Here is a 16,085-nt window from a genome sequence, read left to right on the forward strand (position 1 = left end):
GCGGGTGCAAAAGGGGCTGGATTGGCGGTGCACAATTGTATACATAAGCGGCGACTCCTTGCGTGACCGCCTGCCATCGGGCAAGAGGACGTCAAGGGAACCGCCGCTAGCCAGTCACATCCAGGAGGCCCGGGATGACCATCACCGTCGGACATGACTCCAAGAACACCCGCAGGACGCTGACCGCGGGTGGCAAGAGCTTTTCCTATTACTCGATCCATGCCGCCGAAGAGGCCGGGCTCGGCAATTTCGCCCAGCTGCCCGCCAGCCTCAAGGTCGTGCTGGAGAACATGCTGCGCTTCGAGGACGGCAAGACCGTCCATGTCGACGACATCCGCGCCTTCTCGGACTGGGTGGAGAAGGGCGGGCGCAACCCGCGCGAGATCGCCTACCGCCCGGCGCGCGTGCTGATGCAGGACTTCACCGGCGTGCCCGCCGTGGTGGACCTGGCCGCGATGCGCGACGGGATCGTGAACCTCGGCGGCGACGCCACCAAGATCAACCCGCTGAACCCGGTCGACCTGGTGATCGACCACTCGGTGATGATCGACGAGTTCGGCAATCCGCGCGCCTTCCAGATGAACGTGGATCGCGAATACGAGCGGAACATGGAACGCTACCAGTTCCTGAAATGGGGGCAGGGCGCCTTCGACAATTTCCGCGTCGTGCCGCCGGGCACGGGCATCTGCCACCAGGTGAACCTGGAATACCTGGGCCAGACGGTCTGGACGGACACCGACCAGGACGGCAACGAGGTCGCCTATCCCGACACGCTGGTGGGCACCGACAGCCACACCACGATGATCAACGGCCTGGCCGTGCTCGGCTGGGGCGTCGGCGGCATCGAGGCCGAGGCCGCGATGCTGGGCCAGCCGATCTCGATGCTGATCCCCGAGGTCGTCGGCTTCCGCCTGACCGGCGCGATGGTCGAAGGCACCACCGCGACCGATCTCGTGCTCAAGGTCGTGCAGATGCTGCGCGAGAAGGGCGTGGTCGGCAAGTTCGTGGAATTCTACGGCGACGGGCTCGATCACCTGCCGCTGGCCGACCGCGCGACCATCGCCAACATGGCGCCCGAATACGGGGCGACCTGCGGCTTCTTCCCGATCGACGACGAGACGCTGCGCTATCTCGAGCAGACCGGCCGCGACAAGGACCGCATCGCGCTGGTCGAGGCCTATGCCAAGGCCAACGGCCTGTGGCGCGACGGCGATTACGACCCGGTCTACACGGATGCGCTGCATCTCGACATGGGCGACGTCGTGCCGGCGGTCTCGGGGCCGAAGCGTCCGCAGGATCACACGCCGCTCACCGCATCCGCGCAGAGCTTCTTCAACGTCGTGGCCGAGTATCGCGGCGAGGACGAGGGCGTGGCCGCCAACGACATGGCCGCCGAGGGGCCGGCCCCCGATGCGCTGGTCGATCCGCGCAAATCCGCCAAGGTCGAGGGCGAGGATTACGAGCTGCGCGACGGCTCGGTGGTGATCGCCTCGATCACCTCCTGCACCAACACCTCGAACCCCTACGTGATGATCGGTGCGGGGCTGGTGGCCCAGAAGGCACGCGCGCTGGGCCTGACCCGCAAGCCCTGGGTCAAGACCTCGCTCGCGCCGGGCAGCCAGGTGGTGTCCGAGTATCTCGAGGCCGCCGGGTTGCAGGACGACCTCGACGCCATCGGCTTCAACCTCGTCGGCTACGGCTGCACCACCTGCATCGGCAATTCCGGCCCGCTGCAGGAAGAGATCTCCAAGACCATCCACGACAACGACCTGGTCGCGGTCTCGGTGCTGTCGGGCAACCGCAACTTCGAGGGCCGCATCAGCCCCGACGTGCGCGCCAACTACCTGGCCTCGCCGCCGCTGGTGGTGGTCTACGCGCTGGCCGGCGACATGAACATCGACCTGACCCGCGACCCGATCGGGCAGGACAGGAACGGCAACGACGTCTACATGAAAGACGTCTGGCCGAGCCTGAAGGAGATCAAGGATCTCGTCGACCGCACCGTCACCCGCGAGGCGTTCCGCTCGAAATACGCCGACGTCTTCAAGGGCGATGACAAGTGGCAATCGGTCGAGACGTCCGAGGGCCTGACCTATGACTGGCCCGCGGCCTCGACCTATGTGCAGAACCCGCCCTATTTCCAGGGCATGTCCCCCGAGGCCGGCACCATCGACGACATCGAGGGCGCACGCGTTCTGGCCGTGCTGGGCGACATGGTCACCACCGACCACATCTCGCCGGCGGGCTCCTTCAAGCCCGATACCCCGGCCGGGACCTACCTGACCGACCGCCAGGTCGCGCCGCGCGACTTCAACTCCTACGGCTCGCGCCGCGGCAACCACGAGGTCATGATGCGCGGCACCTTCGCCAATATCCGCATCAAGAACGAGATGCTCGACGGCGTCGAGGGGGGCTACACGCTTGGCCCCGACGGCCAGAAGACGACGATCTTCGACGCCGCCATGGCCTACCAGGCCGAGGGCACGCCGCTGGTCATCTTCGCCGGCGAGCAGTACGGGGCGGGCTCCTCGCGCGACTGGGCGGCCAAGGGCACGAACCTTCTGGGCGTCAAGGCGGTGGTCGCCGAGAACTTCGAGCGCATCCACCGCTCGAACCTGGTGGGCATGGGGGTCATCCCCTTCGAATTCACCGGCGGCGACACCCGCAAGACGCTTGGCCTCAAGGGCGACGAGACGGTGGCGATCCAGGGACTCTCGGGCGATCTGAAGCCGCAGGCCGAGGTGCCCTGCACCATCACCCATGCCGACGGCACCAGCCGCGAGATCACGCTCAAATGCCGGATCGATACCGAGGTGGAGATCGAATACGTCCGCAACGGCGGCGTGCTGCACTACGTGCTGCGCAACCTCGCCAAGGCATCCTGACCCAAGACAGCGCGGCCCGCACCCCCGGGTGCGGGCCGATCCCGTCGCGCGACCACGGTGCTGATCGCGGGGCTCTCGCAAAGGCTTGATTGGCGTTCCCCGGTCCGCTGCCCTAAAACCAGTGGACACGCGAAACAAGCGAGCCGCCATGCGCCAGATCCTGACCCTTTCCATCCTCGTCCTGACCCTTGCCGCGGGGCCGCTCCGGGCCGCGGACCGTCCCGTGGTGGTGGAGCTTTTCACCTCGCAGGGCTGTTCGTCCTGCCCGCCGGCGGATGCGCTGCTGACCGAGCTGGCCGCGCGCGACGACGTGATCGCGCTGGCGCTGCACGTGGACTACTGGGACTACATCGGCTGGAAGGATCGCTTTGCCGATCCGCGCTTCACCAAGCGGCAGAAGGCCTATGCGCGGGCGGCAGGCACCAAGACGGTCTACACCCCCCAGATGATCGTGCAGGGCACCGCCCATGTGATCGGCAACCGCCCCGACGAGGTCGCCGAGGCGATCGCCCGCTTGCAGACCCGGCCCGCGCCGGTGGCCGTCGAGATGGCGCGGCGGGGCGACATGCTCGACATCCGCGTGACGGCCGACGCCGCGCTGCCGGGCGGCGCGGTGATCCAGCTGGTGCGCTACGACCCGGCCAAGCGGGTCGAGATCACCCGCGGCGAGAATGCCGGGCGCACGCTGCTCTATTCCAACATCGTGACGGCTTGGGACAGGCTGGAGTCCTGGAACGGCCGGGGCGTCTGGACGGCCAGCGTGGAGATGGACGCCGACACGCCCTGCGCGGTGATCGTTCAATCCGACGGGGTGGGGCGGATACTCGGGGCGGCACGCCTGCGCTGACGGTGCGGCTTCCAGCGGCGGTGCACCCAGAACCACTGGCCCATGTGCCGCCACACCTGGGCCTCGAGGCTGTCGTTGCAGGCCTGGGTCATGGTGACCGCGTCGGTATGCGCGATCGGCTCTTCCAGCGCGATCTCGATGGAGATGCCGTCGGGCTGGCGGATCCCGTAGGCCGGGATCAGCGCCGCGTCGTACTTGAGCGCCATTTCCGCGACCGAGGTCGCCGTGGGCGCGGTCTTGCCGAAGAAGGTCACGTCGGCGCCCTGTCCGAAAAACTGGTCGATCAGGATGCCGGTGACGCCGCCCTCGCGCAGATGCTTCACCAGCCCCGCCATACCGCGGCGGTCCCGCGCGAAGAGCGGCTTGCCGAGCTGCGCGGTCGTCTCGACGTAGTGGCGGTTGAAATAGGGATTGTTCATCGGCCGGTAGAGCCCGGCCACCGTCCAGCCCCGTTCGCGGAGCGCGACGCGCACCGCCTGGTAATTGCCGAAATGCCCCGAGACGAGGATAGCGGGCTTGCCGGCCGCCTGTGCGGCCTGCAGCGCGGCCAGCCCCGGCCCGCGGATCACGGTCGACCGCATGCGCTCTGCGAACGCCTCGATCGAGTAGAACTCGATCACCGTGCGCCCGACATTGTCCGGCACCTCGCGGCAGAGCCGCCGGATCTCGGCCTCGGGCAGGTCGGGCAGCACATGGGCGAGATTGGCACGGATGCGGCGGCGATACCCGGCGAGCGGGGCCACCAGATGCGCCGCCACCCAGCCGAAGAGCGGGACCCGCCAGCGATAGGGCAGCAGCAGCGCCAGGCGGATCATCGCCCTGAGCGCTAGGTCGGTCGACCGGTCCGCGATCCGGTTGCGGGGGGTCTTCATGCCGCGTCGTCCTTGCCGGGGCCGGGCCGGGCGCTGGCCACGGCCCGTGTTTCGCGGTGCCAGACATAGAGCCCGGCTGCCACGATCACAAGCGCGCCCATGATCGTCCAGCGGTCGGGATACTCGCCGAAGAAGGCCATGCCCCAGATCGCGGCGAAGAGTAGCCCCACGTAGCCGAAGGGCGCGACGACCCCGGCCTCGGCCACCGAGAGCGCGCGGATCAGCAGAAGCTGCGCCGCGCCGCCGAGGACGCCCAGCAGAAGAAAGAACGCGGCATCGCCCGCGGCCGGCGTCACCCAGACGGCCGGCAACGCGACCGAGGTCAGCGCCGTGCCGACCAGCGCGGTGTAGAGCAGCGAGGTCCAGACGCTTTCATCGCGTCCGACCGCGCGGGTTGAGATCGCGTAGGCCGCGTAGAACGCCGCCGCACAAAGCGGCAGCAAAGCGTAGACGGAAAAAACGTCGGTGCCGGGGCGGATGATCAGCATCGAGCCGGCCAGCGCGGCGCCGATGCCGAGCGCGCGGCGCAGCCCGATCCGCTCGCCCAGGAAGATCGCCGCGCCCAGCGTGATCAGAACCGGGTTCAGATCCATCACCGCCGTGGCCTCGGCCAGCCCGATATGGGCGAGGCTCAGGAAGAAGCAGAGCGTCGCACCGAACTGAAAGCAGGATCGCAGGAACTGCATCCCCGGATAGCGGGTCCGGGCGACGGCGCGCAGCCGCGGCGCCAGCAGCGCCAGCACGATCACCGTCTGGCCGGTATAGCGCGCCCAGACGACCTGCAGCGTGTCGTAGCGGGCCGTCAGGCCCTTGGCAGTGGCGTCCATCAGCGTGAAGAAGAAGATCGCGCCGATGGCCAGCAGGATGCCCTGCGCATTGGGCGCGAGCCGCGCGAAACGGGTCATCGGCGCGCCCCCGCGGGGGGCCGGGTTCTGGCTGGCGCGTCGGTCATGGCGCCGTTCTAGGGCGTGGCCCGTGGCGCGGCAATCGCTTTCAGGACTTGCGGAAAAGCAGGATCCGGTTGTTGGCCGGCATCGCCAGCAGCGCCGCCGGTTCCAGCCTGGCGGTGCGGGCGGCGTCGGTGATCTCGGCGGTGTCGCGCAGCCCCCAGTCGGGATTGTCGGCGCGGAGCCGCGCGTCGAAGATCCGGTTGCCGTCGCCGGTATGCGCACCGTTCTCGCGGAAGGGCCCGTAAAAGGCGAGATACCCGCCCGGGGCCAGCGCCCGGCCCGCGCCCGCGACGAGTCCCTCGGCCACGGCGAAGGGGGCGATGTGGATCACGTTCATCGCGATCACGAGCCGCAACGGGGCCAGCGCGGCGACGTCGCCGCGCGCGGCCCAGTCCCCGGCCGCGTCGAGATCGAGCGGCGCGGCCACCGGGGCCGCCTCGTGCGCGGCCCAGGCGGCGATGCTGGTCCTGTGCACCGGGTCGGGATCCGAGGGCGTCCAGGCGAGGCCGGGGAAGGCGCGGGCGAAGGCGCAGACATGGCGTCCGGGCCCCGAGCCGATCTCGAGCGCATGGCCCGAGAGCCCCGCGAGATAGGGCGCGAGCCCGTCGATCACGGGCCCGGCGTTGCGTTCGAATGTCGGGGAGTGGAGGCGCCCGTCCACAAGCGCGTCGCGGTAGCGCGCGCTGTGCTCGGTGGTCGGGCGCGTCACGGCCGTGTCAGGTCTTGAGCGGGCCGATCATCATGATCATCTGCCGCCCTTCCATTTTCGGCATGTTCTCGACCTTGCCGAGCTCCTTGACGTCTTCGGCCACGCGTTCCAGAAGCTCGCGGCCGAGTTGCTGGTGGGCCATCTCGCGGCCGCGGAAGCGCAGCGTGACCTTGACCTTGTCGCCCTTTTCCAGGAAGCGCTGCACGTTCTTCAGCTTGACCATGTAGTCATGCGTGTCGGTGTTCGGCCGGAATTTCACTTCCTTGACGTCGATGACCTTCTGCTTCTTCTTGGCCTCGGATTCACGCTTTTGCTGTTCGTACTTGAACTTGCCGAAATCCATGACCTTGCAGACGGGCGGATTGGCGTTCGGAGAAATCTCCACCAGATCCAGTCCGGCCTCCGTGGCGATGCGCATGCCTTCCTCGGGCGTCGAGACGCCGAGATTTTCACCTTCGGGACCGATGAGACGGATTTCACTGACCCGGATGCGGTTGTTCACGCGGGGGCCGGTGTCGCGCGTCGGCGGCGCGTTGTGTGGTCTGCGGGCTATGGGTTTCGCTCCTTCTTTCTGCTTCGGTCAAATGTCGAAAATAGACAGCGCCCCTTGGGCGATCAAGCTGTTTCCGCCGCCGGGCCGGGCCGGCGGCGGTCCCGTCTCTGCGGTCGTCAGGGCATGTCGGGCGCCCGGGCCTCGGCGGCCAGCTGCGTCACCGCCTCGTCGAGCGTGATCACGCGCGATCCCTTCTCGCCCAGCCGGCGCATCGAAACGGTGCGGTCCTCGACCTCGCGCTGGCCGATGGCGAGGATCACCGGCACCTTGCCGACGGAATGCTCGCGCACCTTGTAGTTGATCTTCTCGTTGCGCACGTCGGCCTCGGCGCGGATGCCCGCGGCCTTCAGCGCCTCGACGGCCTCCAGCACGAAGGGGTCGGCGTCCGAGACGATGGAGGCCACGACGACCTGCCGCGGCGCGAGCCAGAAGGGTAGGCGCCCGGCGAAGTTCTCGATCAGGATGCCGAGGAACCGCTCGAAGCTGCCGAGGATCGCGCGGTGCAGCATGACCGGGCGATGCTTGGCGCCGTCCTCGCCGACATAGGTCGCGTCGAGCCGTTCGGGCAGCACGAAATCCACCTGCAACGTGCCGCATTGCCAGTCGCGGCCAATGGCGTCGGTCAGCACGAATTCCAGCTTCGGCCCGTAGAAGGCGCCTTCGCCGGGGTTCAGCTCGAAGCTGTAGCCGGCGGCCTCGGTCGCGGCCATCAGCGCGCGCTCGGCCTTGTCCCACACCTCGTCGGAGCCGGCGCGGGTCTCGGGGCGGTCCGAGAACTTCACCCGGAAGCTTTCGAAGCCCAGGTCGCGGTAGACCTCGGCGAGCATGTCGATGAAGCGCTTGGTCTCGCTCTCGATCTGACGCTCCTCGCAGAAGATATGCGCGTCGTCCTGCACGAAGCCGCGCACCCGCATCAGGCCGTGCAACGCGCCCGAGGGCTCGTAGCGGTTGCAGGAGCCGAACTCGGCCATGCGCAGCGGCAGGTCGCGGTAGCTCTTGAGCCCGTGGTTGTAGATCTGCACGTGACAGGGGCAATTCATCGGCTTGAGCGCGTTCATGCGCTTTTCCTGCGCATGCTCTTCCTCAACCTCGACGATGAACATGTGCTCCTGGTACTTGTCCCAGTGTCCGGACCGTTCCCAGAGCTTGCGGTCCACCACCTGGGGCGTGTTGACCTCGACATAGCCGCCGCGGCGCTGCGCCCGGCGCATGTAGTCGCGCAGCTCGGTGTAGACGGTCCAGCCGTTCGGGTGCCAGAACACCATGCCCGGGGCCTCTTCCTGCATGTGGAAGAGTTCCATCTCGCGGCCGAGCCTGCGATGGTCGCGCTTCTCGGCCTCCTCGAGGAAGGTCAGGTAGGCCTTCAGGTCCTCGCGGTTCTTGAAGCCGACGCCGTAGATCCGCTGCAGCATCTGGCGGGTGCTGTCGCCGCGCCAGTAGGCCCCGGCCACCTTCATCAGCTTGAAGGCGTCGGCGGGCACCTGGCCGGTGTGCTGCAGGTGCGGCCCCCGGCAGAGATCCTGCCAGTGGCCGTGCCAGTACATCCGGACCGGCTCGTCGCCGGGGATCGCCTCGACCAGCTCGACCTTGTAGGGCTCGTTATTGGCCTCGTAGTAGCGGATCGCGCGGTCGCGTTCCCAGATCTCGGTGGTGACGGGATCGCGGCGGTTGATGATTTCCTTCATCTTCGCCTCGATCACGCCGAGATCCTCGGGCGTGAAGGGCTCTTCGCGGTCGAAGTCGTAATACCAGCCGTTCTCGATGACGGGACCGATGGTCACGCGCACCTCGGGCCAGATCTCCTGCACGGCGCGGGCCATGATATGGGCCAGGTCGTGGCGGATCAGCTCCAGCGCCGGGCCGTCGTCCTTCATGGTGTGAAGCGTGATGTTCGCGTCGGCCTCGATCGGCCATTTCAGGTCCCAGTGGCTGCCATCCACCGAGGCCGAGATCGCTTTCTTGGCCAGCGAGTTGGAGATGCTCGCCGCCACCTCCGCGGGGGTCACGCCCCTGGGGTAGCTGCGCGCATTGCCATCGGGAAACGTCAGGGAAATATCGGCCATCGGCCTGTGCCTCCTCGTCGGTTTGGCGCCTACGGAACGCCCGGTTGCGGGTCGGGGCCCGTCATGCGCCGGCTGCGCGGCGAAGTCAACGTGGAAAAGGGATGTGCAGCGCCCGGCGGCTCAGCCGCGCAGGTAATGGGCGCGGGCGCGGGCGATCTCGGCGGCCAGCCAGTCATCCGCGCTTTCGCCGGGGCCGGGGCCGCGGCCATGCGCGCGCGCCGTCTCGAAGAACCCGCGGCCGGGGCGTCCGCCGCGCCCGGTGACCAGCGCGGCGATGAACGGGCGCCCCGCGGCGGCGTCCTGGGCCATGCTGGCCTCGAGCGCGCCGGTCACCTGCGCGATGCGTCCCGGCGGGGTCAGCGCCAGCGCCGTGGCCAGCGCGGCGTAGCTCGGCAGGGGATCGGCCGGGGACAGTGTCAGCAGATGCGCGCGAAGCTGCAGCGACAGCCCGGCACCGGTCATCGCGCCGGCGTCGTGCCGGCCTCGTCGGGCTCGGCGGTGGCGGGGGCGAAATTCACGCAGAGCTTGTCGAAATCGTCCGAGATCAGCCCGGCGGCGGTGCAGCTGCACACCCAGCGTGTTCCCGCGCCGGGCGCCTCGCGGTCGAGGAACCGGCAGTCGCCGCAGGTTCCGAAGGTCTCGGCGCCGCGATCCAGCGCCACCTGCGCCAGCAGGTCGCGCAGCCCCTGGTCCAGCGCGGCGCGTTCGCCTTCCGGCATCCGTTCGAGCGCCGCCGACAGCGTCTTGAGCGGGTCCGCGGCCAGCATGTCGCGCCCGGCCTCGGTCAGCTCGAAAAGGCTGCTGCGCCCGTCGGTCTCGCTCGGCTTGCGGGTCAGGTAGCCCGCGGAGACCAGCGACTTGACCGTCTGCGAGGCGGTGCCCCGGGTGGTGGCGTGAAAACTCGAGAAGGCCGAGGGCGTGCGCGAGAAGCGGTTGGCCCGCGCGAAGAAGCGCAGCGCCGTCCATTGCGCCGGGGTCAGCCGCGCGGCCCCCGGCGCCTGCTGGCCCAGACGCCCGAGATGGAGGATCAGCTCGGCACAGAGATCGGCGGTCGTCGCGGTTGTCATGGCCGGGATAGTAGCGACCCGATACTAGCTTGACAAGGAACCCGCCGGAGAAATAGTTTCGACTCGAAACCACTTTGACTGTCTTGGCGGAGGAAACCATGCGAGAGCTTGTCGGGTCGGATCGCGCCTTCAACAGGCAGGCCATGGCGCGTGAGCTGCTCGATGCCGAGACCGAGGCCGCGCTCGCCCGGGCCTGGCGCGACCATGGCGACGAGGCCGCGCTGCATCGGCTCGTCAACGCCTATTCGCGGCTTGCCATCGCCTCGGCGCGCAAGGCGCAGCGCTACCAGGTGCCCGTCGAGGACCTCGTCCAGCAGGCGAATCTCGGGCTGATGAAGGCGGCCGAGAAATTCGACCCGGATCGCGGCGTGCGGTTTTCGACCTATGCCGCCTGGTGGATCAAGGCGTCGATCCAGGATTACCTGATGCGGAACTGGTCCATCGTGCGGATGGGGGCGACCGCGGCGCAGAAAACGCTCTTCTTCAACCTGCGCCGGGTGCGCGCGGGGCTCGAGACCGCGGCCGCCGCCCGCGGCGAGGACCTGACCTCCGAGGCGCTGATCGACGGCATTTCCGAGGAGCTGGGCGTCGGCCGCGCCCAGGTCGAGCAGATGCTCGGCCACATGGCCGGGCCGGACCAGTCGCTCAACGCGCCGCAGTCGACCGAGGAGGGCGCGCGGGAATGGGTCGAGCTTCTCGTCGATGACGGCCCGGAGCCCGCCGAGACCGTGATCGGGCGCCAGCACGATCGCAAGATCCGCGCCCATCTCAAGGACGCGATCCTGGCCCTGCCGGAACGCGAACGCCGCATCGTGATCGAACGCCGGCTGCGCGACGACCCGAGAACCCTGACCGATCTCGGCGCCGAGATGGGGGTGTCCAAGGAACGCATCCGCCAGCTGGAGGAACGCGCGCTCCAGCGGCTCCGGGAAGCGATGATCCCGGCCGCGGGCGAGAGCCGCGCCGCCTGACGCGGCGACCCGCTGGACATGCGGGCCCGGGCGAATAGCTTGGGGCGCATGCAATACCGACCCAGCGTTGACGCGGCCTTCGCCGCCCTGACCGCCGAGGATGACGGCCGCGCCTGCCGTGAATTGAGCCCGGACGCCTGCCGTGCGCAGCCGGGCAGCTTCCTGCGCCACGCCGCCGCCCTGACGCTGACCAAGTCCGCCGACGGGCTGATCGACCCCAAGCTGGTGCTGAGCTGGCTGCTGACCACGCTGGGCGCCCCGGCGATCTTCGTCGGGCTGCTGGTGCCGGTGCGCGAGGCCGGCGCGCTGCTGCCGCAGCTGTTCACCGCGGGCTGGATTCGCCGTTTGCCGCGTCGGAAATGGGTCTGGGCGGGGGCGAGCCTCGTGCAGGGCGCGGCCGCGCTGGCGATCCTCGCGGCGGGGCTGACGCTGTCCGGGGCGGCGGCCGGGGCCGCGATCGTCGCCGCGCTGGCCGTGCTGGCGGTGGCGCGCAGCTTTGCCTCGGTGTCCTACAAGGACGTGCTGGGCAAGACCGTCGACAAGGCACGGCGCGGCACCGCAACGGGCCTGGCCAGCTCGGCCGCGGCGGCAAGCGTGGTGATCTTCGCATTGCTGCTGATGAGCGGCCTGGTGGAGCGCGGCGTCCTGGTCTTCGCCGGCCTCGGGCTGGCCGGCATCGCCTGGATCCTCGCGGGGCTCGTCTTCGCGACCCTGGCCGAGGAGGCGGGCGCCACCGAGGGCGGGCGCAATGCCGCGCGCGTGGCGCTCTCGCATCTCGCCTACCTGCGCGACGACCCGCAGTTGCGCCGCTTCATCCTGGTGCGCGGCTGCCTGGTCGCGACCGCGCTCGCGCCGCCCTACCTGGTGATGCTCGGCGCCGGGGCGGGCGGCGTCTTCGAGGCGCTTGGCGCGCTGGTGCTGGCCTCGGCGCTGGCCGGGCTCGTCTCGAGCTATGTCTGGGGGCGGCTGGCCGACCGATCCTCGCGGCTGGTTCTGGCCGCCGCGGGCGGGCTCGGGGCGGCCGCGCTGCTGCTGGCGCTCGGCGTGTCGGCGGCCGGCCTGAGCGGCACGAGCTGGGCGCTGCCCGTGGCGCTTTTCGCCCTGATGATCGCCTACCAGGGCGTGCGGCTGGGGCGCGCCACGCATCTGGTGGACATGGCGCCCGGCGACCGGCGCGCGGCCTATACGGCGCTGGCCAACACGGTGATCGGGCTGCTGCTGCTGGCTGGCGGCCTCGTTGGCGCGCTGGCCGCGCTCGCCGGGCCGGCGGCGGCGGTCTGGCTCTTCGTGGCGCTGAGCGCCGCGGGCGGTGCGCTGGCGCTGGGGCTAGACGAGGTGCAGGCGGATTGACCTCGCGCGCCGGCTGCGCTTTCTGGGGGCAGGGCAAGAGGAGGCGCGCATGAGCGAACCGAGCTATCTCGACACCGACAGCGGGCGGCGGATCGCCTACCACGTCACCGAGGGCCGCGGCCCCGGCGTGGTGTTCCTGGGCGGGTTCCGCTCGGACATGGAGGGCACCAAGGCCATCCATCTCGAGGCCTGGGCGCGGGCGACCGGCCGGGCCTTCCTGCGCTTCGACTATTCCGGTCACGGCCAGTCGTCGGAGGATTTCCTCGACGGCTGTATCGGCGACTGGGCCGCGGACGCCGTCGCGGCGATCCGTGCCCTGACGGTGGGCCCCCAGGTCCTGGTCGGCTCGTCGATGGGCGGCTGGATCGCGCTGCTTGCGGCCCGCGCCATGCCGGACAAGGTCGCGGGCCTCGTCGGCATCGCCGCCGCGCCCGATTTCACCGAGGATGGCATGTGGGCCGGCTTCACCGCGGCCCAGCGCACCGCGCTGACGGAGACGGGCCGCGTCGAGCTGCCCTCCGACTATTCCGACGCGCCCTATGTCATCACCCGCCGCCTGATCGAGGACGGGCGCGATCACTTGGTGCTGCGCGCCCCGCTCACCTTGCCGGTCCCGGTGCGGCTGTTGCAGGGCACGGCGGACGCGGACGTGGACGTGTCGGTCGCGCTGCGGCTGCTGGAACATGCCGCGGGCGACGATATCCGGCTGACGCTGGTCAAGGGCGCGGATCACCGGTTCTCGACCCCGGACTGCCTGGCCGCCATCGAGGCGGCCATCGCCGAGGTGCTGGAGCGTGCCGGGTAGATGCGCCGCCGGGGCGCGGGACTGTTGGCCGCGCTGGCCCTGGCGGTGCTGGGGCTGGCGGCGTTCGGGCCGCGCATGCCGGCGGAGCGGCCCATGAGCTTTGACCCGTCCGCCATCGGGCCCGACCCGGCCGCCTATCTGGCCGCCGCCGAGGCGGAGGCCGGGCTGGTCATCGCCGAGGCCGAGAAACGCATCGCCTGGGCGGGTGAGGCGGGCGCGCGCACGGACTGGGCGGTGATCTACCTGCACGGCTTTTCGGCCACCGCCGAGGAACTGCGCCCGGTCCCCGACCGGGTGGCCGCGGGGCTCGGCGCCAATCTCTACTTCGCGCGACTGGCCGGGCACGGGCAGGGCGGCGCGGCGCTGGGACAGGCCCGGATGGCCGACTGGTGGCATGACCTCGCCGAGGCGATGGAGATCGGCCGGCGCATCGGCGAGCGGGTGCTCGTCATCGGGACCTCGACGGGCGGCACGCTGGCCGCGCTCGCCGCGACCGAGCCGGACCTGGCGCGTGATCTCGGGGCGATCGTCTTCGTCTCGCCGAATTTCGGGCTCGTGGACCGCCGCGCGCGGCTGCTGACGCTGCCCTTCGCGCGGGCCTGGCTGCCGCTCGTGGCGGGCCGGACCCGCGGCTTCGAGCCGCGCGGCCCCCGCCATGAGCGCTACTGGACGACGCGCTATCCCGTGACCGCGCTGGTGCCCATGGCCACCGCCGTGGCCGAGGCCCGGCGGCGCGACGTCTCGGCGGTCACCACCCCGGCGCTGTTTCTCTTTTCCGACGCCGACGAGATCGTGGACGCCGCCGCCACCCGCGCCGCCGCCGCGCGCTGGGGCGGGCCGGCTGTGCTGGCGCCGGTCGAGATGGGGCCGGGCGACGATCCCGCGGCGCATCTCGTCGCGGGCGATATCCTGAGCCCCGGCCGGACGGCGCCGGTCACCGCGCGAATCCTCGATTTCGCGCGCGGGCTCTGAGCGGCGTTCAGGCCAGGAACAGCCCGGCCACCACCAGCATCAGGCCCAGCGCCGAGACGGCGAGCGCGCCGAGGTTCAGCGCCACGACGCTCTGCAGCCGCGCGCGCAGCTCGGCGTCGGAGAGCCCGGCGCGGCGGGCCTTCGCGACCTTGACGATGCACCAGACGAGTCCCGCCAGACCCAGGAGCGCCAGCACCGTGCCGGCATAGACCAACCATTCCATCGGAGCCTCCGTTTGCGCCGCCTTAGCGAAGCGTCGCGCGGCGTGCAAGCGCGGCCTTGCGGGGGGCGGGGCGAGGCACTAGGAGATGGGCCGGAACGAACCGGAGGACGGGCAGGCATGACCGAAGCAGACGATCACATCAGCGACACCACCCGCGTCACAAGAGAGGAGCTTCGCTCTTTCGTGGAACGCTTCGAGCGGCTCGAGGCCGAGAAGAAGGACATCGCCGACCAGCAGAAGGAAGTGATGGCCGAGGCCAAGTCGCGCGGCTACGACACCAAGGTGCTGCGCAAGGTGGTGGCGCTGCGCAAGAAGGATCCCCAGGAGGTCAGCGAGGAAGAGGCCGTGCTGGAGTTGTACAAGGAAGCGCTCGGCATGTGAGCCGCGCGGTCCGGGTCAGGGCGCGAGAAAGGTGACGTGGGACATCCGCTCGATCTCGACGAGGTCGAGTTCGTAGGCCTGCGTCATCTGCTCGACCTCCGCCGTGGTCCAGCCGGTGTCGCCGAGATCCATCTCGACCACGCCCGGCCGGGCGAATTTCTCGAGGAAGGCGCCGAGGATCCGGCGGCGCTGCGTCTCGGTCCGCGGCGGATGACTGTCCAGGTAGGCGGTCATCCGGGCCATGCCGTCCTCGGTCAGCAGGCCGGCGATCAGGGCATCGCCGCCGTCGAGCGGCGTCTCGCCGCGATAGGCCGAGAGCGAACGCAGCAGCATTGGCCAGATGAAGGGCGTATCCTCGTTCGCCCAGGCGACGAGCCGCGCCGCGGGGGTGGCCTCGGCGATGCGGCGCAGCACGTCCGACCAGCGCAGGCGCTGCAGGTCGGCGTCGGCGAGAAAATCCGCGAAGCCGCCGCCGCCGGCCCGGCGGTGAAGCGCGGGCAGGAAGGTCGCGGGATTGCGCAGGCCGATATGGAACTCGACCCGGTGGCCGGGAAACAGTGCGGCGAGCCGGGCCGTCCGCGGGCCGGCCATGGGATAGAGCCGATCCTTGCCCAGCACCTGGTCGGCCGGGCAGAGCAGCGAGTCGACCGAGATCACGAGCCGCGTCGCCTCCGTCCCGCCCAGCAGGGCGGAGAGCAGCGCATCCTCCACCGCCTGCGCCTCGGCGCCGGCCTGCAGGGCGCGCAGCGCCTCGGCCAGGGGCGCGCGAAATTCCTCGGGGCGGGGCACGGCGATGCCCTGGTCGGCGAGACGGGCGGCGTTCTTGCGCAGCGCCTTCTGCGCGCGCGCCTCGTCGGTGACATGGGCGCCGAGGTGGAAGACGATCTGCATGGGGCACCGAACACGAACTCAAACCAATACGCGGATCGAACTATAGATGGATTTCCGCGGGGTTAAACCGGATTCGCCGCCGCCGCGCCCCGGCCGCGCCGCGGGGCCGCGGGCCGCCTCGTCCCTTGCGTGGCCCCCCGCGGCAGGCTAAATCACTCGCGGCGCCCCTATAGCTCAGCTGGTAGAGCATCTGATTTGTAATCAGAGGGTCGGGAGTTCGAGTCTCTCTGGGGGCACCAAAAAAATCAGAAAAAACAGAATCGTAGTTAATAAATTTCAGACAAATAGCCTTCTGAATGTGGCTGTTTGTGGCCTTGTCACTGTTTTTGTCACCGCGTTCTTGAGATCCACAAGCCGCGGTGAACGCGAGTGGCATAGCCCCAAAAAAAACCTAGCCGAGCACACGCGAGTCGCGGTGCTTGAGCCGCGCGGATCCCGGCGGCGGCCGGGGGGTGGCCGGCGCCAGGGTGGTGATCCGGTGGCCGAGGGCGGGAAGTCAGCCGATGTGCCAGGCGCGCGGGACGGCGCGGCTAGGTCAGGGCGGCG

At 69.8% G+C, this 16,085-nt stretch carries 16 protein-coding genes and 1 tRNA gene; 8 read left to right on the top strand and 9 right to left on the bottom strand.

Going from position 1 to position 16,085, the window contains the following annotated elements:
- The first annotated feature begins 134 nt into the window (after window positions 1–134).
- Entirely contained in the window at window positions 135–2,885 is a 2,751-nt protein-coding gene (acnA, locus tag ACQ5SP_RS06575; RefSeq protein WP_430937551.1) for an aconitate hydratase AcnA, read from the top strand.
- A gap of 148 nt (window positions 2,886–3,033) precedes the next feature.
- Window positions 3,034–3,732 carry a DUF1223 domain-containing protein gene (locus tag ACQ5SP_RS06580; protein ID WP_430937552.1) on the top strand — a complete coding sequence of 233 codons (699 nt, stop codon included), beginning with the start codon at window positions 3,034–3,036 and terminating at the stop codon, window positions 3,730–3,732.
- On the opposite strand, the gene ACQ5SP_RS06585 is transcribed toward ACQ5SP_RS06580, so the two are convergent.
- The 7 genes from ACQ5SP_RS06585 to ACQ5SP_RS06615 all read right to left on the bottom strand — a co-directional run bounded on the left by ACQ5SP_RS06585 (window position 3,684) and on the right by ACQ5SP_RS06615 (window position 9,946).
- Complete coding sequence (locus tag ACQ5SP_RS06585; RefSeq protein ID WP_430937553.1) at window positions 3,684–4,604, bottom strand: lysophospholipid acyltransferase family protein; 921 nt, start codon at window positions 4,602–4,604, stop codon at window positions 3,684–3,686. The genes ACQ5SP_RS06580 and ACQ5SP_RS06585 overlap by 49 nt on opposite strands.
- Window positions 4,601–5,509, bottom strand: a complete 909-nt coding sequence (locus ACQ5SP_RS06590) for a DMT family transporter (protein WP_430937554.1) — start codon at window positions 5,507–5,509, stop codon at window positions 4,601–4,603. Before ACQ5SP_RS06590 ends, ACQ5SP_RS06585 begins: the two co-directional genes overlap by 4 nt.
- A gap of 88 nt (window positions 5,510–5,597) precedes the next feature.
- On the bottom strand, window positions 5,598–6,263 hold the full coding sequence (locus ACQ5SP_RS06595; protein ID WP_430937555.1) for a DUF938 domain-containing protein: 666 nt from the start codon (window positions 6,261–6,263) through the stop codon (window positions 5,598–5,600).
- A 7-nt stretch (window positions 6,264–6,270) separates the two neighbouring features.
- Window positions 6,271–6,765: a translation initiation factor IF-3 gene (infC, locus tag ACQ5SP_RS06600; protein ID WP_430937556.1), complete on the bottom strand. Its 495-nt coding sequence runs from the start codon at window positions 6,763–6,765 to the stop codon at window positions 6,271–6,273.
- A 167-nt stretch (window positions 6,766–6,932) separates the two neighbouring features.
- Window positions 6,933–8,879, bottom strand: coding sequence for a threonine--tRNA ligase (gene thrS / locus ACQ5SP_RS06605; protein ID WP_430937557.1), 1,947 nt, complete (start codon window positions 8,877–8,879; stop codon window positions 6,933–6,935).
- Between the two features lie 120 nt (window positions 8,880–8,999).
- Entirely contained in the window at window positions 9,000–9,341 is a 342-nt protein-coding gene (locus tag ACQ5SP_RS06610; RefSeq protein ID WP_430937558.1) for a hypothetical protein, read from the bottom strand.
- Window positions 9,338–9,946, bottom strand: coding sequence for a MarR family winged helix-turn-helix transcriptional regulator (locus tag ACQ5SP_RS06615; protein ID WP_430937559.1), 609 nt, complete (start codon window positions 9,944–9,946; stop codon window positions 9,338–9,340). Before ACQ5SP_RS06615 ends, ACQ5SP_RS06610 begins: the two co-directional genes overlap by 4 nt.
- Window positions 9,947–10,044: 98 nt before the next feature.
- Between ACQ5SP_RS06615 and ACQ5SP_RS06620 the strand changes: the two genes are divergently transcribed.
- From ACQ5SP_RS06620 to ACQ5SP_RS06635, 4 genes are read left to right on the top strand one after another with little or no spacing between them, the layout of a single operon-like run.
- The gene (locus tag ACQ5SP_RS06620) at window positions 10,045–10,917 is read left to right on the top strand and encodes an RNA polymerase factor sigma-32 (protein WP_430937560.1); all 873 of its coding nucleotides are present in this window, start codon (window positions 10,045–10,047) and stop codon (window positions 10,915–10,917) included.
- 48 nt (window positions 10,918–10,965) lie between these two features.
- Entirely contained in the window at window positions 10,966–12,267 is a 1,302-nt protein-coding gene (locus tag ACQ5SP_RS06625) for an MFS transporter (RefSeq protein ID WP_430937561.1), read from the top strand.
- Between the two features lie 49 nt (window positions 12,268–12,316).
- Entirely contained in the window at window positions 12,317–13,072 is a 756-nt protein-coding gene (locus tag ACQ5SP_RS06630) for an alpha/beta fold hydrolase (protein WP_430937562.1), read from the top strand.
- Window positions 13,073–14,044, top strand: coding sequence for an alpha/beta hydrolase (locus ACQ5SP_RS06635; RefSeq protein WP_430937563.1), 972 nt, complete (start codon window positions 13,073–13,075; stop codon window positions 14,042–14,044).
- Window positions 14,045–14,051: 7 nt separating this feature from the next.
- Here the strand turns inward: ACQ5SP_RS06635 and ACQ5SP_RS06640 are convergent, their stop codons facing one another.
- Window positions 14,052–14,267, bottom strand: coding sequence for a hypothetical protein (locus ACQ5SP_RS06640; RefSeq protein WP_430937564.1), 216 nt, complete (start codon window positions 14,265–14,267; stop codon window positions 14,052–14,054).
- Window positions 14,268–14,384: 117 nt separating this feature from the next.
- Between ACQ5SP_RS06640 and ACQ5SP_RS06645 the strand changes: the two genes are divergently transcribed.
- Window positions 14,385–14,648: a DUF2312 domain-containing protein gene (locus tag ACQ5SP_RS06645; RefSeq protein ID WP_430937565.1), complete on the top strand. Its 264-nt coding sequence runs from the start codon at window positions 14,385–14,387 to the stop codon at window positions 14,646–14,648.
- 15 nt (window positions 14,649–14,663) lie between these two features.
- Here the strand turns inward: ACQ5SP_RS06645 and ACQ5SP_RS06650 are convergent, their stop codons facing one another.
- Window positions 14,664–15,539, bottom strand: a complete 876-nt coding sequence (locus ACQ5SP_RS06650; protein ID WP_430937566.1) for a hypothetical protein — start codon at window positions 15,537–15,539, stop codon at window positions 14,664–14,666.
- Window positions 15,540–15,702: 163 nt separating this feature from the next.
- Between ACQ5SP_RS06650 and ACQ5SP_RS06655 the strand changes: the two genes are divergently transcribed.
- A tRNA-Thr gene (locus ACQ5SP_RS06655) sits at window positions 15,703–15,778 on the top strand.
- The last annotated feature ends 307 nt before the right edge of the window (window positions 15,779–16,085 follow it).

Source organism: Rhodovulum sp. YNF3179, assembly GCF_050586465.1.
In the GTDB taxonomy this organism is placed as follows: domain Bacteria; phylum Pseudomonadota; class Alphaproteobacteria; order Rhodobacterales; family Rhodobacteraceae; genus CAJXYS01.